We start from the raw sequence: 17,127 nt of genomic DNA, 5'->3' as shown, positions 1-17,127 counted from the left end.
CGGTTATGTCTCAATCAAAGTGTCACCTATGTGAGTGCACTTTTTTGTAACCCATGTGGTTGACCCGTACATGCCCCACCACTCGGCACCTCGCCTGGGCTCGGTGTGCCCTCACTCCGGCTTGAATCCGTGGGCCGCCGCAATGGGCCATCCCTGGCCCAGTGCGGCTAACCCGGCGTCCTGCCGGGTTACCCACGGATTCAAGCCTGCGTTCGGCCAGCGTGGTTTGACGGGGCGCCTAGATCAAAAGCAGATCAAGATCAAAAGCCAGATCAAGAGCGACTCGCTTCGCATCGTGGTTACGGTTGGGCGCTACAGCGTTGTGTAGATAGCTATGGCGATCGGGGGCAAGTCGAATCGTCGCACCGCCCCTCCCACATTTTGCTCATCAGGTGCGATGCCTCTACCAGCGCTCTTTCAACATCCGCAGTTCCAAGTGCTGCAACAGCATGATGGTCTTGCCATCCACGATCTCCCCACTGGCCACCATCCCCAGCGCCTGCTCGAACCCCAGTTCCAGCACTTCGATATCCTCGCCCTCTTCCACCAGGCCGCCGCCGGCGCCAACCCGGTCGCCCGCTTGGTACTCGCCGATAAAGAAGTGAATACGCTCGGTCACCGACCCCGGGCTCATGAAGGCCGCATAGACTTTTTCGACATGCCCCACGCGATAGCCGGTCTCTTCCTCGGCTTCCAGGCGGATGCGCTCTTCGGGGCTGGCATTGTCGAGCAATCCGGCCGCCGCTTCGATCAGGTAGCCTTCGTGGTCGTTGACGAAAGTCGGCATGCGGAACTGGCGGATCAGCAGCACCGTGCGCTGCTCGCGGTTGTACAACAGGATGGTCGCACCGTTGCCCCGGTCATACACTTCGCGGGTCTGGGCTTGCCAGCTGCCGTCGCGACGGCGCAGATCGAAGCTGTATTTCTTCAAGAGGTACCAGTTGTCCGAAAGGGTTTCTTCGGCGGTGATGCGCACGGGGCTGTTGTCCATGGTCGGGCCTTTGCTCAAAGAAGCGGAGCATCTCGTGCAGGCCATGCAGCGTCAAGCCGGTTGCCCCCGAGCTCGCTGCAACACTTTGCAAGCAATCCTGCGTCACGGCCGTCGCATTAATTTCAGCTCTGCCCGGGGCATCTGGTACAACCCGTACTTGGCCCTTGTACTGGAACCTTCATGTCATCTTTTTCCATACCCCGCCGCGGCCTGCGCCGGTTTGTGCTGCTGTGCATGGCCCTGTTGATCGTCGGCCTGCCGGTCGGCTGCGCCGTGCTGCAACACAAGGAGCGCGAACTGGTGTTTCGCATCGAGCCGGGCACCGCGGGCTGGTACACCGGCCTGCCCAGCGCCGTTCAGGAGTTCGATATCAAGCCGGCCACGTTCAAATCCGGCCAGAATATCCATGGCTGGTGGTACCCGGCCGCACGCAAGGATGCGCCTGCCATCCTCTATCTGCACGGCGTGCGCTGGAACCTCACCGGCCAGCTGTTTCGCATCGAACAGCTGCACGCGCTGGGCTATTCGGTCTTGGCCATCGACTATCGCGGTTTTGGCAAAAGCCGTGGAGACCTGCCTTCGGAAACCACGGTGTATGAGGACGCGCGCATCGCCTGGGAGCGCTTTCAAACCTTGCAACCGGACCCCGGCAAACGCCTGATCTACGGCCATTCCCTGGGTGGCGCGGTGGCCATCGACCTCGCCGCGCAGTTGAGCAGGCAGGTACCGTTGCCGGTGCGCGGGCTGGTGATCGAATCCACGTTCACGTCCCTGGGGGATGTCGCCACCGCCGTTGCCAATACCTCACTGCCGGTGCGCTGGTTGCTGTCGCAGAAATTCGATTCCATCGACAAGATGGCCGATATTCACATGCCACTGCTGGTGGTCCATGGCCTTGATGACCGCTACGTTCCACCGCGTTTCAGCGAGCAATTATTCGAAGCCGCCCAGGAACCCAAGCGGCTGTTACTGGTGCCGGGTGCCGGCCATAACAACAGCATGAGCCTGGCCGGGCGCAATTATGGCGTGGCGCTGGACAAGCTGATGCAAGCGACGATGCCGTCACCGGTGGTCACCCCCTCCACAGGCAGAGGCGGTGACTCATAAATGCACTTTTCGGCACTGGCTTCGCCAAGGCCTGTCAAGCGCAAACCCTGGCCATATTGGCCGTCATTGAAAGTTGATCAAATATTGATCGCAGGTTAAATCGCCAATGCTGCCGGGGCCTTGCAAAGTTATCCACAGAGATACCCACGGTTTCCGTGGACAACTCTTTTTACTTTTCCTGTTTTTTTTTGCGCATCAAACGCCGTCAGGAAAGGTGCCCGGCAGCAGGATCTCGCGATTCACATCGCGTATATCGTTATAGCCACACAGCGCCATCGACACCTCCAACTCACGGGCGATGATCTCCAGCGCTTTGGTCACGCCCGCTTCGCCCATCGCCCCCAAGCCATACAGATGAGGGCGTCCGATCATCGTGCCCCTGGCGCCCAGCGCCATGGCCTTGAGTACGTCCTGGCCGGAGCGAATGCCCCCATCGAGCCACACCTCAATCCGATTGCCCACCGCCTCCACAATCGCCGGCAATTGGCTGACGCTCGACGGCGCGCCATCGAGCTGACGGCCACCGTGGTTGCTCACCACCAACGCATCGGCGCCGGAATTGGCCGCCAGGCGTGCGTCTTCCACATCGAGGATACCCTTGATGATCAACTTGCCGCCCCAGCACTTCTTGATCCACTCCACATCGTCCCAGCTCAGGCGCGGATCGAATTGTTGGGCGGTCCACGCCGACAGCGAACTCATGTCGGCCACGCCCGTCACGTGCCCGACGATATTGCCGAAACCACGACGCTGGGTGCCGAGCATGCCCATCACCCAGCGCGGCTTGGTCATCATATTGAGGATGTTCGGCAGGGTCAGCCTGGGCGGCGCCGACAGGCCATTGATCAAGTCCTTGTGACGCTGCCCGAGGATCTGCAGGTCCAGCGTCAACACCAACGCATCAACGCCCGCCGCCTTGGCGCGCTCGATCAAGCGCTCGATAAAGCCGCGGTCGCGCATCACATACAACTGGAACCAGAAGGGCTGGCCGACGTGCTCGGCGATGTCTTCCAGCGAACAGATGCTCATGGTCGACAAGGTATAGCGCAGGCCAAAAGCCGCAGCGGCGCGCGCGGTCAGGATCTCGCCATCGGCGTGCTGCATGCCTGCAAGGCCGGTAGGTGCCAGGGCCACCGGCATGGCCATGTCCTGGCCGATCATGCTGGCGCGGATCGAACGTTCATCGATATTGCGCGCCACGCGCTGACGGAACTTGATGCGGGCAAAGTCGCTTTCATTGGCCCGGTAGGTGCTCTCAGTCCAGGAGCCGGAATCGGCGTAGTCGTAAAACATGCGCGGCACACGTTTTTGCGCAAGCTTGCGTAAGTCTTCGATGGTTGTGATCAACGACATCGGGTCACCTCTCCCTGAACTGAACCCAGAGAGTAACCGGCGATCGCCAAGGCAACCAGCCATTGCGTTTATATCGACCGACGCTTAATCTCGCACAAACCCGCAACAAAGCGCACAAACATGCAAAGCACCCATCACGCCATCGACCTGCCTTCCCTGCGCAAACAAAAGATCCTGTTGCTGCTTGAGCGCGACGGCAAGGTCACGGCATCCGAGCTGGTCGAGCATTTCGCCGTATCCCCGGACACCATCCGCCGCGACCTCGGCGAACTCGCCGCCGCCGGTCTGTTGCAACGCGTGCACGGCGGCGCCCTGCCCCGGCCCAGGGACACTGGCAAGGACTTCTTCACCCGTGTCGACCAGACCAATGAGGCCAAGCGCCGCCTGGCACAGTTGGCTGCGGATCAAGTCGAGGATGGCCAGATCGTACTGTTCGACTCCGGCTCCACCACCCTGCAGATCGCCCGCTCATTGCCGCACTCACTCCACCTGACCGTGATCAGCCCCTCGCCGATGATCGCTATCGCCCTGGCGGACCACCCACATGTGACCGTGATTCTGGCGGGGGGCCAACTCAACCCCACCACACTTTCCACCGGCGGCCATGAAGCGGTACGTCTGATCCAGAGCATCAAGGCCGACCTGTTGTTCACCGGCGTGTGCGCATTGCACCCGCAAGTGGGCATGACGTCCCTGCATTTTACTGAAGTGGCGGTCAAGCAAGCCTTGCTCGACAGCGCGTCCCACGTGGTGGCCGTGACCACCTCGGACAAACTTGGCGCGGTGGAACCGTTCGTGGTGGCGCCGTGCAGCCGTATCCATACGCTGATTACCGAATGGGATGCGCCGAACGTGGAGGCTTATGAGCAATTAGGGCTGGAGGTGCGCCGGGTGGAGGTCTAGCAAGTCGAGGGCATCGGCGACCGCATGGCCGCTGGCGGTGTTATCGAAGATGCACCAGGTGGGAATGCCCTCTTCAATCGATTGGCGCAACAACTGGGAATATGCCTGCACCCGCGCGGGCCCGTAGGCGCTGTGATAAATGCGTGGCGAGCCGTGCAGGCGCCAATAACGCACGCCGTGCCAGGCATCGCCTGCTGCGATCACCGCGGGGTCGGCGTTGACCCAACCGATCTCGAATGCCTGCAGCAGACTCCCAGCCGCGAGCCAACTGTCATTGCGCGGCTCCAGCACCACGGCACCGGCAAAACGCTGACGCAGCGCGTCGAAAAAGGCGCCGGCCACCAGCGGCTCATAACTCAGGGACGGCGGCAGTTGAACCAACAGGCAACCGAGCTTTTCGTCCAGTTGCAGGCATTGCGCAAGAAATTCGTCCAGGGCAGTGCTGCACTGCTGCAAACGCAGCTCGTGGGTGATCCGCTTGGGCATCTTGACCGAAAAGCGAAACCCCGCAGGCACCGACTCCCGCCAGCGCTCATAGGTTCTCGGCAAGTGGGGCCGGTAAAACGAGCTGTTGATTTCTACCGCGCTGAAACGCGAGGCGTAGCGCTGCAAATGCGTGCCTTGTTCAACGAAGGCCGGCCACTGTTCGCGGGGCAGGCTCCAGCCGGCACAGCCCACATACAGCGCTGCGGTCAAAACAACACCGTGGCGGCATCGCGCATGAAAATCTCGATGGTCTTGGGCCCGACGCCATCGAACTCACCCAGGCGCTTTTCGAACGCCTGGCGGTCATCGCTGAACTGCACAATCCGTGTCATCTTGCCGCCGTAATCAGCATTGAGTTTCGCACTCAGGTCCAACAGACGCTGTGCCGTGGTTTCGTCGTAACGTACGTAATGCGCGCGTCCCAACATGGCGACCAGCTCCCGCGACGTGCAGTGCTGCAGCTTACGCGGCGTGTCGCGGCCCTCCTCTTCAACAATCACCTTGTAGGCGTGCGCGGCAATGGGCGCCTGAATGCGCTTGCCCATCAGGAAACTGGCGATAAACCACTTGAACAGGCTGCTGTCGTCGTCAGGCTGGAGCTTTATCCCCAGCTCCGATGCGCTGATGGAACGGGCCATGCTCACTGTCCCTTGCTGAGCTTCTCGTTGATAGCGTTCGTCTGGCGCTCAAGGTCCTTGATCGAGGTCGGTGTCACCACTTTGTCGATGGTTTCGGTCTTGGGGTTCGGACGTTCCAGGGTCGGCCCTTTGGTGCCGTCGGCATTGCCCTTTTGCGCGTCTTCGGAACTGATGGGTTCGGGGGTCTTATCGGCGGGTGTGTGATCAGTCACAGTGCAATCTCCTGGTAATGGCAGGTCACCAACAGCGGCGACCCTATGCAGCAGAACCCGGCGAATTTGGATTAGTTCAAGGAAATTGCCACACCTGCCGTTCAGTCACTGCGCGTAAAAAAAATTTAAACCTTTTGCCCGGGCATCGGTTCAACAGTCACGTAACGGCATCACGCCATTTCCAAGGAGAGACACTATGACGACTCGACTGATGAAACACATGGGCCTGACATTCGCACTGGTTGCAGGCTCGATTTCCACCGCGATGGCCGCCACCTCCAACGACTTTGTCGAGAATGCCGCCCAGGGCGGTATCACCGAAGTGGAAGCCGGCAAGCTGGCACTGGAAAAAAGCGGCTCGGCGGATGTGAAAACCTTCGCGCAACACATGATTACTGACCATACCAAGGCCAATCAGGACCTGATGGCGCTGGCGAAAAAGCTCGATATCGAAGTGCCGGATGACGCTGCCCTGACTGACAAGGCGAAGAAAGCCATTCTGGAAATGCGCGATGAATCGTTCGACAAGGCCTACGCCAACAACCAAGTGGACGCCCATGAGAAAACCGTCGCACTGTTCAAGAAGGAAGCAGAGTCCTCGGACAACGCCGAGTTGAAAGCTTTCGCCACCAAGACCCTGCCGACCCTTGAAGCTCACTTGGAAAAGGCCAAGGCGCTGCAAAGCAAATACGCCAAGTAACCCACCTCTACAGGAGATATCCGCTTATGAGTGCGCAACTCAACGGTAAGAAAATCCTGATCATCACCTCCAACACCGGTATCGAGCGCGATGAGCTGCTCAAGCCTCTGCAAGCCCTGCGTGGCTACGGCGCGACCGTGACGCACGCCTCCAGCAAAGGCGGCATCACCCAGACCTTCGTGGGCGATACGGAAAAGGACCAGACCGTGGCGTCCGACGTGCAACTGTCAGACGTGGTCGGCGCCGACTTCGATGCGCTGGTCATCCCCGGCGGCACCGTAAATGCCGACACCCTGCGCCAGGATAGCGCCGCGCTGCGCTTGATCAGCGAGTTCGCCCAGGCCGGCAAGACCATTGCGGCGATCTGCCACGGCCCGTGGACGTTGATCGACGCGGGCGTGGTCAAAGGCAAGACCCTGACCGCGTTTAAAAGCGTGCGTATCGACCTGGAAAACGCCGGCGCCGCCAGCGTGGTCGACGCCCAGGTGCAGGAATGCAAGGCCAATGGCTGGACCTTGATCACCTCACGCACGCCGGACGATTTACCCGCGTTCAATGAGGCGATTGCCCAGGCTGTCGCGGGCTGATCTCTGCACCGAAATAAAAACAGGCGCCCCATGGGGCGCCTGTTTTTTTAGCTCAATACTTCAGTGTTTGCGTTGTTGCGCCATCTCCCGCTTGGGCCCGAACATCGCCCAGGCGATCAGCCCCAGCAACGGTACGAAGACCAGCACCACCAACCACAGCCCCTTGGTTTCCCAGCCACCGGTACTGCGCAACACGATGTTGATGGCCCACAGTTCCAGCAGCAGCAGAATCACCGCCAGTACGATCCAGATATATTCAATTTGCATGCTTCACCTCCTGAAGTCTAAGGGTTAGGTCAAGTAAATGCGTCAGGGGTTCCATCGGATTGTTCAGCAGCGCACTTCGCCCGTCGCGGCGGTTGTGCGTTGTGCAATCCCGGCAATGTCCGATCATGCAAGCTGCACGACAGCGAACCGACGACAGCACGCTATCAATTTGATTTTAAACATAATTTATCATACGCAAAAGTTGGTACGCGTGATGCACTGTGCTTACTCACGAGGCGTGCGTTTCGACATGCCCGACCATTACCCGTGAGGTTCCACATGAATGCCATCGACCTTCTCAAAGCTGACCATGAACGCGTCAAGACCCTGCTGGCCCAACTGAGCGAATCCACCGAGCGCGGGGTGAAAAAACGTACCGAGTTGCTGGCCAAGCTGGAGATGGAAATCACTTTGCACACCAGGCTGGAAGAAGAAATTCTCTACCCTGCTTTCAGAAAAGCCGGCGGCAAGGAACAGGACATCATGTACCACGAAGCCAAGGAAGAGCACCGCACCGTCGACTCATTGGTGCTGCCCGACCTGAAGCAGACCGACCCGTCCACCACCGAGTTTTCCGGTCGCGTCAAAGTGGTGAAGGAACTGCTGGAACACCATATCGAAGAAGAAGAAACCGAGATGTTTCCCCAGGCCAGGAAACTGCTGGGCAAGGCAATGCTGGACGATCTCGGGGCTGAAATGGAAGCGATGAAAGCGGCCCATAAAAAGGCCATGACGAGTAAGCCGTTGGCTGCGTAGGGCCTATTGGCGGCTTTATCTGCGCTTGATCGGCGCAAGCGACAGGGCCTGTTTACAGGCCCTGTCGCGTTATCCATCGCAACTGCCAAGCGCAGGCCGCTTCACGGCACCGGCAACCACGTACTGAACGTCCCTCGCTCACTCAAGGCACACCAGGCGAAATCCCAGCCAGGTGCGGGCAACGCCGGCTGCTCTGCAGCGCCCGGGACGAGCCCTTTCCAATCGAACACGAACGAACCTCGCCAGCTCAGGACGATCCCCGCCGCCTCACTGTCGTCCGTGAGGACCCAGCGCGCGGCAGCGGCGGCCATCAAGGCGTCGATAAATTCAGCAGCGATCCGAGCGCGGTAGGGTGAACTCAGCAGCCAGCGGCACAGGTTCAAATGATAAGTCCAATCCAGGGGTAGCTGGTGGCGATAGGCCCAGGTCATGAAACTGCGGAACAGGTTCAAGCCCTCCGGTGGATCAAGCTTGAGCAATGCCGGGCACACATCGAACACGGTGTGCCAGTGGGGTAGCAAGCGTGCATCCAGATGCACGAAACAGCGCGCATTACTCGGGTAGTCAGGCAGCGCCGGTTCCGCACGCGAACGCCCGGCGGCCTTGCTGACCAAGCGACGGGCGCGCGCTGGCAACTGATGGTTCATGGAACGCACTCACAGTCGTGACGATAGAATGCCTCCCGGTTACAGGAGGCCCAGGACACACGTCAGACGGTGGGGGAAGCGCGGGGATTGGCCGATGGCCAGGTATAACGCGGCGGTGCCTTATTGCGCCGCTCATGGGCAGGACGCGGGCGTTGCTTGAGGCTCAGCAACCACGCCAGGCCGATCAGAAATACGACGGCGACCGTAACGGCGCTGCACATCGGGCAGGCAAAGTAGTTCGAGATGTTGCTGGTAGACGGGTCAGCCAACCCTTTGTCGGAAATTGCCGGCTGGCCGCCGTCCACCGAACAGAACTGACCACCGATCCCATTGAGCTGTTGGCCCATCATCTGCCCGTGTCCCAAACCGCATACGAACAGGTTCACCAGTACGCAGAAGTACAGGGCCCAGGCAATCAGCGCACGGTCGGGGCAGCTCGATTTCATGGCCGCGACTCTACCACCGAAGCCACAAAAGGATGAAGCGCAGCGCGCCCCTGTGGCAGAACGTCGCAGATTACGCGAGGTGCCCAGGGTTGCTAGACTCTGCACCCTTCTCGTTACTCCTTTTCAAAGCCGGGTGGGCAACTCCAGAGCCATTCAGGCGTTTCACAGGATGCACAGTTGATGAGTACGTTATTCACCCGCCGCAAAGTGCTGACCGGTATGGGCCTGTTGGGCCTGGGCAGCCTGCTGGGCGGCTGTGACTACAGCCCCAAGCTGAATTTCAAGTACGGCAAGGACCTCAGTGACAAGATCATGGGGCGCACCTTCAAGCTCAAGAACACCGACGGCGAAACCGTCACCCTGAGCTCGTACCGTGGCCTGATGCCCGTGGTGTTCTTCGGCTTCACCCAGTGCCCGGCGGTCTGCCCGACCACCCTGGCGCGCGCCGCCCAGGCCAAGAAGCTGATGGGCCGCGACGGTGAAATCATGCAGGTGGTGTTCATCACCCTGGACCCCGAGCGCGACACCCCCGAGATACTCGACAAATACGTCAAGGCCTTCGACCCCAGTTTCGAAGCCCTCTACGGCACCCCGGAAGAAATCGCCGTGGCCGCCAAGGAATTCGGGATCTTTTATGAAAAGATCCCCGCCGGCGACACCTACACCCTGTCCCACACCGCCACCAGCTTCGTGTTCGATACCCGTGGCAACCTGCGCCTTGGCTTGCAGGCATCCCTTACCGCTAAAGAGTGCGCAGAAGACCTGCTCACCGTCATGGAGGTCTGCTAATGACTGCCGTTCAACACTTCAAGCGTCTCACCCTCGGCCTCACCCTGCTGGGTCTCGCCGCCCACGCCAGCGCCCAGGTGCAAGTGAGCGACGCCTGGGTGCGTGCCACCGTGCCGGGCCAGCCTTCCAGCGGCGCGTTCATGACCATCACCGCCGACAGCGACAGCCAATTGCTGCGCGTGGCATCACCGGTGGCCAAAGACGTGCAGATCCATGAAATGAGCATGCAGGACGACGTGATGCGCATGGGCCCGGTGGACTCGGTAGCCCTGCCCGCAGGCAAAGCCGTCAAGCTCGATCCGAATGGCTACCACGTGATGCTGATGGGCCTGACCGGCCAGATCAAGGAAAGCGACCAGGTGCCGCTGACCCTTGTGGTTAAAGACGCCAAGGGCGCTGAGCAGACCATTGAAGTGAAGGCGCCAGCGCGTGGTTTGGATGGGATGGATCATAGCCAAATGGACCATAGCAAGATGCATTGAAGCCCAGGTCGGTCAGAAATGTGGGAGGGGGCTTGCCCCCGATGGCGATATATCAGCCACCTATACGGTGACTGGCACCCTGCTATCGGGGGCAAGCCCCCTCCCACATTTGGTTCAAGACTGACTCATCAGCCGCAGGCGCTTCACCATCGGCACACACGCCAACACCAACCCCGACGGCGAGCGATACACCGCCTGCTCATCCCCGACATACCCGCATGCCTTGTAGAAACTCACCGCATTGAGCGTCGCATCCAATACCACTTCTTCAACGGCGATGTGACGCGCGACCGTCTCCAAGTGATCGAGCATTGCCTTGCCATACCCTCGTCCAGTGAATGCGGGGCGTACAAACAAGGCGCCGACTTCATGGTTGGCAAGATCGAGCATGCCGGTGGCGACTGGCTCGCCGTTCACACAGCCCAGGTAGAAGTGCTTTTCCATCAGCACGCTGTAACCATCGCTCGCACTGCCACGCGTCCATAGCGCCATTTGCTCTGCGGTGTAGGCGCCGATGCATTGGCCGAGAATGGCCTCACGACGAATCTCGAACGCGCTGTCGGCATCATCTGGCGTAGCTCGTTTTATCTGCAACACAGCTCTCTCCTTCCATGACCTCAATGTGCCATTAGCCCATGTGTGCTAATCGACCCGCCCCTCCACCGGCGCTATATTCCCCGGCACTTCCAACGCTCAGCCAACACCGCGCCTTCAATGCGCGAGGGATCGTTGCGCGCTGGAAAAACCAAAACAATCCCAAGGAAGAAGCATTATGAAACCCTCATCCCCTGTAACGCGCCTTGCTCTGCTCGGCGCCTTGATCATCGTTGTCGCCGGATGCAGCAATATCAAACCCACCGAGGACCATCTCAAGAAGCTCTCAGAGACCAACCTGGGCGAACCGGTCAAACGTGTCTCCAATGTACGCAGCGACTCCATGAGCACCTACTACGTGGCCAACACTGCGTCCGGCGAGTACAACTGCTCAGTGCCTAGCGGTGCAAGCGGCGGCTTGTTTGCGATTGCCAGCTTTGGCCTGATGAAACCCGCAGCCTATTGCATGCCCAAGGGTGCGCGAGGCAATGGGTTGACGCCATTCATGCAATAGTTTTTTCCTGACTGAGCTCACGCAGGGCGCCGCGCAGTTCCGCAGGGCGCACCGGTTTGGACAGAATGGCGATCTGACGGTCGTGCAACGCCGCCTGGATTTTCTCCACGTCGTGCCCGGTGAGGATCAGCGCCGGCACCGCCCAGCCGCGTTGCCGGCGCAGGTGATCGATGCATTCGATGCCGGTGGCGTGGTTGCCCAGGTCATAGTCGGCGACGATGATGTCGCAGTCGCTGACCAAGCCCTGTCCCGTGGACTCGGCCTGCACCTCGCAACCCCAGCGTTCGAGCAGGGCCTGGGTGGCCAGCAGCACGTTGTGGTCATCTTCCACCAGGCACACTTTCAAACCGCTGAGCAGGCCAGCCTGGCGTGCGTCGTCACGCAATGCCGGTTGAGCCGGCGCAGCGGCCAGGGCCAGGCCATGCAGACTTACCGACGTGCCACGGCCCACCCGCGAACGCAGGCTCACCTGCAGCCCCATCAACTGCCCCAGGCGCTTGACGATGGACAGCCCCAGGCCAACGCCCTCGACGTCCTTGTCGCGCAGTTGGCGCACGCGATAGAACTCTTCGAAGACCTTGGCCAGATGCTCCCCCGCAATCCCCCGGCCCTGGTCATGCACCTCTACCACCAGGCGGTTATCACGAATACGCGCACCGATCAGCACTGGCCGTTGCGCGCCATACTTGAAGCAATTGGAGAGCAGGTTTTGCACCATGGTCGCCAGCATCCCCGGATCCACCAGCACCCAGTGGGCGCAAGGTCGCAAGCGCAACTCCACGCCCGCCCAGCGTGCGGCTTCGGCGTTCTGGCGTACCAGGTCGGCGAGAAAATCGCCCAAGTGGATCACTTGGTGTTTGGGCAGCAGACGCCCGTTGTCCAGGGTGTAGAGGTCGAGAATGGAACGGAACAACTGCGAGACATTGAGCAGCGAGCGATCGATATTGTCCACCAGACGCCGCTCGTCATCGCCCAGGCGGGCTTCGCGCAGGCAGGCGGTGAACAGACCGATGGAGTGGATCGGCTGGCGCAGGTCATGACTGGCCTGGGCGAGAAAGCGGGATTTTTCCAGGTTGGCGGCGATGGCTTGCTCGGAGGCCTTGCGCGTGCGCTCCAGGAGGATATGCGCGTATACCGGAATCACCGTGCTGGTGATCATCAGCATCAGCACCATGAAGGGCTGTGCCTGCCACCACGGCGTGAGCTGGTATACGATCAACAGCGCCAGCAACGCCAGCCCCGTGGCAATCGCCAGGTAGCGCGATCCGTAGCGCATGCCGTTGCCGAGGTTGACCCACACCATCACTGCATACAGCGGCAACGCCGCCTCACCGCCCACCACCAGGCCGAACGAAGTGCCGCTGTAGTCGTGGAGCATGCCGAAAATCCGTCGCGCCGGGTAATGCCCGGGCCAACGCGCGATCACCTGGCGCAAGGCAATGGACGCCAGCAGAAACAGGAAGATGTACAGGATCACCGGCAGGTAGGTGTCCAGCGAATGCCCAGGCAAAAAACCCAGCACGCTTATATACACAATGGCGATAGTTGCCACCACAATGCGCAGGTTAGCCTGGTCGAGTTCGGAGTTGGTCTCGAGACCCATGGGTTACGTCCTTGTTGTCATAGCCCTGGCCCTTTGTACGAGCGAGGCGGGCATTGGGCCCGATAATAAAACAGCATGCCTGCACACAGCCATGCCCAGCAAGGAGCTCACCATGACCGGCCGGATTATCATCGCCGACGACCATCCGATGTTTCGCGAGGCCATGGCGCGCACTGTGCAACGCCTGCTACCCGAGGCCCGGGTACAGGAAGCCGGTGACCTGGATGCGGTGCATGGGTTGCTGCTCGACCCAAGCGACATCGATACCCTGATCCTCGACCTGCGCTTTCCCGGCCTGACCTGCATCAGCCAGCTCGCCGACCTGCGCCGGCAACTGCGGCGTACCACATTAATCGTTGTATCGATGGTGGATGATCCGGCACTGATCGAACAGGTCATGACCCTGGGCGTCGACGGCTTTATCGGCAAGAACATCGCCCCCGACGAGATCGGCCAGGCGCTGCTGGCGATCCGCGACGGTGAAGTGCTGGTCAAGTTCGCTCCCTCCGGCCTGCTGCCGCTGGACACCCATACGCTCACACCCCGCCAGCAGGACGTGCTGCGCCTGATTGCCCAAGGCAAGACCAACAAGGAAATCGCCAAGGCCCTGGATATTTCGCCGTTTACCGTGCGCATTCATGTGTCGTCGTTGCTGCGCAGCTTGAAGGTCACGACGCGGGCAGCGGCGGCGGTGAAATACTCCGGGGAGTTCTAGGCGTCTGCGTGACGCATGCCTCAACGTGAGTTGCGATTGATGCAGATCAATATCCGGACGGGTGCGGGACTTTGTATTTATAGAATGCCGGAGTGGACCGTCAATGGAGCAAATACCAGTGGCACATTAATGCCGGATGAAATCAGAAAAACAACTGCATATCATACCGAGTCACCCGCTAAATCCTTGAAATTAAATTGACCACAGCAAACATACACAATCAGAGCAACTAACAGGCAGCACATACTAAGCACCAGTACCTCCATGAGTATTTCCGGAGGGCTTTCAATACCTACAAATGTCAAGTAGAGAGAATAAGAAGCATAAATAATTATCACAATTACCTGTATCGCACTCAGAGCAGTGGCACGATTATTTTCCGGAAGCATCACAAGAACGGTTGACTGGATGATATTTTGACCCAGCGTAAGAAATGCACGAAAAAAAAGAACAAAAACAATTAAAGAAAGCAATTGATATTCATAATAACAGCCAAGCCATGCCAAAAAAGACAGCGACGCCACGCTAAAATAGGAAATGAAAAGCAACGCTATGTCAGCGAATTTTCTCGTCAAGAACGGGACGAGCCAGCCCTTTACCAAATGCGCCAAATCAAAAGAGGCCAGCATCAGAAAAATTATTGCGCCGCCTTTGACATCAACCGCCCTAATATCGACCTCGCGCAATTGTGAAATCATAAGATAGGTGTGTACGTGAATCATTAGCAGTGTTGAAAAAACCATCAATAATGAAAACCCATAAAAATAGATACGCTTATCAAGTGCTCCGCTAATAAGCCATGACTTAAGATGCTTTAACTCTGCAATGTAAGACGCGCATGCCACCCTGACTCTATTCTTTTGAAGAACGTATCCCTGATCCGGCACCAAGCTCTGAAAATACATAGCAAAACCGACAAATGCTACGGCTGGCAAAAACAATATATATTCTTCTCCCTCCCAATACCTGGCCCAGAAAAACAGAATCGCCATTACGACCACTGGAAAAAAAGATGCAAAATATGCGCCATGACCTTGAGAAAGAGAAAGTGTCCTAATTTTGAAACTCGTGCGTTCTACGGCAGGTATGGAAAGAGCTTCCCTATCAATTAAATCTTGTAATAAAGCTTGAAATGACCCGGAAGAAAGCGCCCCACCCAACGCGGAAAGCACACTACTTATGACCACCATTATTAAACTGAAATCATCACTTGATGCCACGACAGCCACGACGATAAAAACGCAAGCCATAGAATAAAATATGCACGCATACACCATGGATCGCGCGTGCCCTATGATGTCAGCCACCACACCACTTGGAACTTCCAGTATGCAGGATACATAAAACGCAATCGTGACTCTAAGAGAAACGGCATAAGCGGGCAACCCTCCAAAAACGCCTATAATCAAATGAGCCATTTGAGCGGCGGCAGACTCATTCCCCTTGGAAATATTCTGCAGGTATCCCACCGTACGTGTTAAATCACTCATGCAGCCCCCTTTTTTTATATAAACCCCATATATAATCACACGCTAATAAAGCATCCAGCTTTTTTGGGTGGCAACTCGCGTCATGACTCATATCCAAAAAAACTTCAGCGAGCTCCCCTTTCCCATGCGCGATAGAAAATTCTGACGCTACACTTTTCCTGTTCCGGTCATACCAGGGCGTTCGCCTGAGGAAGCTTAAAAATTTCCGGTGATTGACCGATGACAGCGATTGCGAGCGTTGAAGAATGCGTCCTATGTAGTCTGCGTGAACATAGGATATCGTTATCTCTTTACTCGGCACACCCGCATAGACGACTGAAACATCCGCATCAGACTTATAGTAACCCAGTTGATACCCCATGTAGACATGTCCAACGCCTACCATGCCTGCGCTATTACAGTCGGCGGCCCTCAGTGCGCCCATGCTGGACGACCCAAGCAAAAGCCAGCCTTTTTGTAGTACGCGAAGACACTCAACCGGGCTAACACTCAAGGTACTTCCAAATACACCATCTGTAATTAGAACACAGCCAGAGCGCCGTTTATCACCTGCCAACGCCTCAAGGTCTCCGCGCCGTATAGGGGGTCTAAAATCGAAATATTTTCCATATTTTTCCATTGCAAGCTCAAGCGATGGACCGCCGAATACAATGGGCTTATACCTTGGTGAAATCAGCATGTGTTTTTCTTCCAGGATTAACCAGAAAGTCATTTAAGTCCGGCACGACAATTTTTACAACTTTCAGTGGTAGCGTGTCATGACTAAGATCACACATGACGCACGGGCCCTTGATTATGTCCTGTAGCGAATTCAAGATTCTTTTCAGGGCCCACTCGCAACTTACCGGTTTCGATGGCTGCCGGGGAAATTTCTCTAATCCATTTTTGGTAATTAATAGGTCTCTGATTTTGTAAAAATTATTAGTTTTTGAATACACTTGTTTTTCATACTTGGGGGCGGAACGGACAAGATCTTCACGACCTCCTGACAGGCCGGTCACCAGACCTTGTATACACTCCAACAACGCACCATTTAACGCGTCTTCTTCTGAAAGCGCAGTGCTTGTCCCCGCAATCATGAATTTAGGCGCTAAACCCAACGTGTCTAATACCGCCACATAATAAGTGGGAAAAATAGCCGTAACTCTGAAAATGAGCAGTTCATAACCTTTCGAGCGAAGATCGTTTAACAAGGCACTGGACTTGACATCATCAACGCTACAAGGGTCAATGACAGCCCCCATGTTCGCGGATCGCACATGACGATAAAAAAGAGACGTTACATGACGTTCATAAACCTCCAGCATGGCAAATAGACTGGCTTCGACGATATCTCCGCCCGCCGCTAGGCCCGATGTGTTCGGCCGTATATAGGGAGGATCGGAGCCACACCGTTTATAAGGAAAAGCCACCTCCAGCGCGGGAACCCATGCAGGTAGATTGCTGTATAAATCCACCCCTCGGATCCATCTGGAGGGGTAGAAATCCTGTCCATATCCAAATTCCAGGCCCAACGTATCGCCTTCCGGGCTTAAATTGCCTGTACCCGAAAATAGTGAACGCTGGTCAATGTTTGCCGCACAATACCTTTCGAGTGCTTCTACGATTGCACCTGCGATGGCTTGACTGAGCGTAAACCCTTTGCCTTGTGTTGAAGAAACTTGCTCAAATTTAATACCCGGTCTTACGGCCGAGACGATTGAGACCCCAATATCTACGTAACTGTTTGTCTCAGTTATACGAGAAATACCCAATAAGCCGGTAAGCGGCATTACTTTTGCTACCACTTCCTTCGCGCCAAGCAAGCGAGAGGGTATCAAGCCTACGTTCGAATCCTCCATGATGTG

The 17,127-nt window shown here is 57.5% G+C and carries 22 protein-coding genes; 9 read left to right on the top strand and 13 right to left on the bottom strand.

What is annotated here, in order from left to right; translation table 11 throughout:
• Nucleotides 1-403: 403 nt before the first annotated feature.
• Entirely contained in the window at nt 404-991 is a 588-nt protein-coding gene (locus tag PspCFBP13528_RS24240; RefSeq protein ID WP_065950979.1) for an NUDIX domain-containing protein, read from the bottom strand.
• A gap of 180 nt (nt 992-1,171) precedes the next feature.
• Here PspCFBP13528_RS24240 and PspCFBP13528_RS24235 point away from each other — a divergent pair, with 180 nt between their 5' ends.
• Nucleotides 1,172-2,098, top strand: coding sequence for an alpha/beta hydrolase (locus PspCFBP13528_RS24235; RefSeq protein WP_065950980.1), 927 nt, complete (start codon nt 1,172-1,174; stop codon nt 2,096-2,098).
• Between the two features lie 195 nt (nt 2,099-2,293).
• Here PspCFBP13528_RS24235 and PspCFBP13528_RS24230 read toward each other — a convergent pair whose 3' ends face one another.
• On the bottom strand, nt 2,294-3,451 hold the full coding sequence (locus PspCFBP13528_RS24230) for an alpha-hydroxy acid oxidase (protein WP_137201693.1): 1,158 nt from the start codon (nt 3,449-3,451) through the stop codon (nt 2,294-2,296).
• 120 nt (nt 3,452-3,571) lie between these two features.
• On the opposite strand from PspCFBP13528_RS24230, the gene PspCFBP13528_RS24225 reads away from it, so the two are divergent.
• On the top strand, nt 3,572-4,354 hold the full coding sequence (locus tag PspCFBP13528_RS24225) for a DeoR/GlpR family DNA-binding transcription regulator (protein WP_101221062.1): 783 nt from the start codon (nt 3,572-3,574) through the stop codon (nt 4,352-4,354).
• Here the strand turns inward: PspCFBP13528_RS24225 and PspCFBP13528_RS24220 are convergent.
• The 3 genes from PspCFBP13528_RS24220 to PspCFBP13528_RS24210 are packed head-to-tail and all read right to left on the bottom strand — an operon-like array spanning nt 4,322 to nt 5,690.
• Complete coding sequence (locus tag PspCFBP13528_RS24220; protein WP_241669140.1) at nt 4,322-5,050, bottom strand: DUF72 domain-containing protein; 729 nt, start codon at nt 5,048-5,050, stop codon at nt 4,322-4,324. The two genes, PspCFBP13528_RS24225 and PspCFBP13528_RS24220, sit on opposite strands and share 33 nt — an antisense overlap.
• Complete coding sequence (locus PspCFBP13528_RS24215) at nt 5,047-5,478, bottom strand: DNA methylase (RefSeq protein ID WP_137201692.1); 432 nt, start codon at nt 5,476-5,478, stop codon at nt 5,047-5,049. The genes PspCFBP13528_RS24220 and PspCFBP13528_RS24215 overlap by 4 nt, the downstream gene beginning before the upstream one ends.
• Before the next feature lie 2 nt (nt 5,479-5,480).
• Complete coding sequence (locus PspCFBP13528_RS24210) at nt 5,481-5,690, bottom strand: hypothetical protein (RefSeq protein WP_065950984.1); 210 nt, start codon at nt 5,688-5,690, stop codon at nt 5,481-5,483.
• Between the two features lie 196 nt (nt 5,691-5,886).
• Between PspCFBP13528_RS24210 and PspCFBP13528_RS24205 the strand changes: the two genes are divergently transcribed.
• Complete coding sequence (locus tag PspCFBP13528_RS24205) at nt 5,887-6,390, top strand: DUF4142 domain-containing protein (RefSeq protein WP_065950985.1); 504 nt, start codon at nt 5,887-5,889, stop codon at nt 6,388-6,390.
• Between the two features lie 26 nt (nt 6,391-6,416).
• Complete coding sequence (locus PspCFBP13528_RS24200; RefSeq protein WP_065950986.1) at nt 6,417-6,977, top strand: type 1 glutamine amidotransferase domain-containing protein; 561 nt, start codon at nt 6,417-6,419, stop codon at nt 6,975-6,977.
• A 60-nt stretch (nt 6,978-7,037) separates the two neighbouring features.
• Here PspCFBP13528_RS24200 and PspCFBP13528_RS24195 read toward each other — a convergent pair whose 3' ends face one another.
• Nucleotides 7,038-7,244 (bottom strand): hypothetical protein, encoded by a 207-nt coding sequence (locus PspCFBP13528_RS24195; protein ID WP_065950987.1) that lies wholly within the window; start codon nt 7,242-7,244, stop codon nt 7,038-7,040.
• Between the two features lie 279 nt (nt 7,245-7,523).
• On the opposite strand from PspCFBP13528_RS24195, the gene PspCFBP13528_RS24190 reads away from it, so the two are divergent.
• Entirely contained in the window at nt 7,524-8,000 is a 477-nt protein-coding gene (locus tag PspCFBP13528_RS24190; protein WP_137201691.1) for a hemerythrin domain-containing protein, read from the top strand.
• Nucleotides 8,001-8,101: 101 nt separating this feature from the next.
• On the opposite strand, the gene PspCFBP13528_RS24185 is transcribed toward PspCFBP13528_RS24190, so the two are convergent.
• Both PspCFBP13528_RS24185 and PspCFBP13528_RS24180 read right to left on the bottom strand, forming a co-directional pair.
• A complete protein-coding gene (locus PspCFBP13528_RS24185; RefSeq protein ID WP_137201690.1) occupies nt 8,102-8,647 on the bottom strand; it encodes a putative natural product biosynthesis protein in 546 nt (181 codons plus the stop codon).
• A 62-nt stretch (nt 8,648-8,709) separates the two neighbouring features.
• Nucleotides 8,710-9,093, bottom strand: coding sequence for a DUF2946 domain-containing protein (locus PspCFBP13528_RS24180; RefSeq protein ID WP_104503280.1), 384 nt, complete (start codon nt 9,091-9,093; stop codon nt 8,710-8,712).
• Nucleotides 9,094-9,273: 180 nt separating this feature from the next.
• On the opposite strand from PspCFBP13528_RS24180, the gene PspCFBP13528_RS24175 reads away from it, so the two are divergent.
• Nucleotides 9,274-9,882: an SCO family protein gene (locus PspCFBP13528_RS24175; RefSeq protein WP_034106413.1), complete on the top strand. Its 609-nt coding sequence runs from the start codon at nt 9,274-9,276 to the stop codon at nt 9,880-9,882.
• Entirely contained in the window at nt 9,882-10,364 is a 483-nt protein-coding gene (locus PspCFBP13528_RS24170; RefSeq protein WP_137201689.1) for a copper chaperone PCu(A)C, read from the top strand. Before PspCFBP13528_RS24175 ends, PspCFBP13528_RS24170 begins: the two co-directional genes overlap by 1 nt.
• Nucleotides 10,365-10,478: 114 nt before the next feature.
• Here the strand turns inward: PspCFBP13528_RS24170 and PspCFBP13528_RS24165 are convergent, their stop codons facing one another.
• Nucleotides 10,479-10,961: a GNAT family N-acetyltransferase gene (locus PspCFBP13528_RS24165; protein WP_065950993.1), complete on the bottom strand. Its 483-nt coding sequence runs from the start codon at nt 10,959-10,961 to the stop codon at nt 10,479-10,481.
• Between the two features lie 175 nt (nt 10,962-11,136).
• On the opposite strand from PspCFBP13528_RS24165, the gene PspCFBP13528_RS24160 reads away from it, so the two are divergent.
• Nucleotides 11,137-11,472, top strand: a complete 336-nt coding sequence (locus PspCFBP13528_RS24160; protein ID WP_065950994.1) for a hypothetical protein — start codon at nt 11,137-11,139, stop codon at nt 11,470-11,472.
• Here PspCFBP13528_RS24160 and PspCFBP13528_RS24155 read toward each other — a convergent pair.
• The gene (locus PspCFBP13528_RS24155; RefSeq protein ID WP_137201688.1) at nt 11,462-13,075 is read right to left on the bottom strand and encodes a hybrid sensor histidine kinase/response regulator; all 1,614 of its coding nucleotides are present in this window, start codon (nt 13,073-13,075) and stop codon (nt 11,462-11,464) included. The two genes, PspCFBP13528_RS24160 and PspCFBP13528_RS24155, sit on opposite strands and share 11 nt — an antisense overlap.
• Before the next feature lie 112 nt (nt 13,076-13,187).
• On the opposite strand from PspCFBP13528_RS24155, the gene PspCFBP13528_RS24150 reads away from it, so the two are divergent.
• Nucleotides 13,188-13,790 carry a response regulator transcription factor gene (locus PspCFBP13528_RS24150; protein WP_065950996.1) on the top strand — a complete coding sequence of 201 codons (603 nt, stop codon included), beginning with the start codon at nt 13,188-13,190 and terminating at the stop codon, nt 13,788-13,790.
• Nucleotides 13,791-13,951: 161 nt separating this feature from the next.
• Here PspCFBP13528_RS24150 and PspCFBP13528_RS24145 read toward each other — a convergent pair whose 3' ends face one another.
• From PspCFBP13528_RS24145 to PspCFBP13528_RS24135, 3 genes are read right to left on the bottom strand one after another with little or no spacing between them, the layout of a single operon-like run.
• Nucleotides 13,952-15,280, bottom strand: coding sequence for an MFS transporter (locus tag PspCFBP13528_RS24145; protein ID WP_083217969.1), 1,329 nt, complete (start codon nt 15,278-15,280; stop codon nt 13,952-13,954).
• A complete protein-coding gene (locus PspCFBP13528_RS24140) occupies nt 15,273-15,959 on the bottom strand; it encodes a TfuA-like protein (protein ID WP_161594771.1) in 687 nt (228 codons plus the stop codon). The genes PspCFBP13528_RS24145 and PspCFBP13528_RS24140 overlap by 8 nt, the downstream gene beginning before the upstream one ends.
• Nucleotides 15,937-17,121, bottom strand: coding sequence for a YcaO-like family protein (locus tag PspCFBP13528_RS24135; RefSeq protein ID WP_137201687.1), 1,185 nt, complete (start codon nt 17,119-17,121; stop codon nt 15,937-15,939). Before PspCFBP13528_RS24135 ends, PspCFBP13528_RS24140 begins: the two co-directional genes overlap by 23 nt.
• Nucleotides 17,122-17,127: the final 6 nt, after the last annotated feature.

The sequence above is a fragment of the Pseudomonas sp. CFBP13528 genome, assembly GCF_005233615.1.
GTDB lineage: Bacteria > Pseudomonadota > Gammaproteobacteria > Pseudomonadales > Pseudomonadaceae > Aquipseudomonas > Aquipseudomonas fluorescens_AM.
Note: the sequence above shows the minus strand (reverse complement) of the source record. Positions and strands in the feature narration are given on the sequence as shown.

Bases quoted from the DNA above. Each gene is read 5' to 3' on its own strand.
- PspCFBP13528_RS24240 (WP_065950979.1), bottom strand. From the start codon at position 991: ATGGACAACAGCCCCGTGCGCATCACCGCCGAAGAAACCCTTTCGGAC.
- PspCFBP13528_RS24235 (WP_065950980.1), top strand. From the start codon at position 1,172: ATGTCATCTTTTTCCATACCCCGCCGCGGCCTGCGCCGGTTTGTGCTG.
- PspCFBP13528_RS24230 (WP_137201693.1), bottom strand. From the start codon at position 3,451: ATGTCGTTGATCACAACCATCGAAGACTTACGCAAGCTTGCGCAAAAA.
- PspCFBP13528_RS24225 (WP_101221062.1), top strand. From the start codon at position 3,572: ATGCAAAGCACCCATCACGCCATCGACCTGCCTTCCCTGCGCAAACAA.
- PspCFBP13528_RS24215 (WP_137201692.1), bottom strand. From the start codon at position 5,478: ATGGCCCGTTCCATCAGCGCATCGGAGCTGGGGATAAAGCTCCAGCCT.
- PspCFBP13528_RS24205 (WP_065950985.1), top strand. From the start codon at position 5,887: ATGACGACTCGACTGATGAAACACATGGGCCTGACATTCGCACTGGTT.
- PspCFBP13528_RS24200 (WP_065950986.1), top strand. From the start codon at position 6,417: ATGAGTGCGCAACTCAACGGTAAGAAAATCCTGATCATCACCTCCAAC.
- PspCFBP13528_RS24195 (WP_065950987.1), bottom strand. From the start codon at position 7,244: ATGCAAATTGAATATATCTGGATCGTACTGGCGGTGATTCTGCTGCTG.
- PspCFBP13528_RS24190 (WP_137201691.1), top strand. From the start codon at position 7,524: ATGAATGCCATCGACCTTCTCAAAGCTGACCATGAACGCGTCAAGACC.
- PspCFBP13528_RS24185 (WP_137201690.1), bottom strand. From the start codon at position 8,647: ATGAACCATCAGTTGCCAGCGCGCGCCCGTCGCTTGGTCAGCAAGGCC.
- PspCFBP13528_RS24180 (WP_104503280.1), bottom strand. From the start codon at position 9,093: ATGAAATCGAGCTGCCCCGACCGTGCGCTGATTGCCTGGGCCCTGTAC.
- PspCFBP13528_RS24175 (WP_034106413.1), top strand. From the start codon at position 9,274: ATGAGTACGTTATTCACCCGCCGCAAAGTGCTGACCGGTATGGGCCTG.
- PspCFBP13528_RS24170 (WP_137201689.1), top strand. From the start codon at position 9,882: ATGACTGCCGTTCAACACTTCAAGCGTCTCACCCTCGGCCTCACCCTG.
- PspCFBP13528_RS24160 (WP_065950994.1), top strand. From the start codon at position 11,137: ATGAAACCCTCATCCCCTGTAACGCGCCTTGCTCTGCTCGGCGCCTTG.
- PspCFBP13528_RS24155 (WP_137201688.1), bottom strand. From the start codon at position 13,075: ATGGGTCTCGAGACCAACTCCGAACTCGACCAGGCTAACCTGCGCATT.
- PspCFBP13528_RS24150 (WP_065950996.1), top strand. From the start codon at position 13,188: ATGACCGGCCGGATTATCATCGCCGACGACCATCCGATGTTTCGCGAG.
- PspCFBP13528_RS24145 (WP_083217969.1), bottom strand. From the start codon at position 15,280: ATGAGTGATTTAACACGTACGGTGGGATACCTGCAGAATATTTCCAAG.
- PspCFBP13528_RS24140 (WP_161594771.1), bottom strand. From the start codon at position 15,959: ATGCTGATTTCACCAAGGTATAAGCCCATTGTATTCGGCGGTCCATCG.
- PspCFBP13528_RS24135 (WP_137201687.1), bottom strand. From the start codon at position 17,121: ATGGAGGATTCGAACGTAGGCTTGATACCCTCTCGCTTGCTTGGCGCG.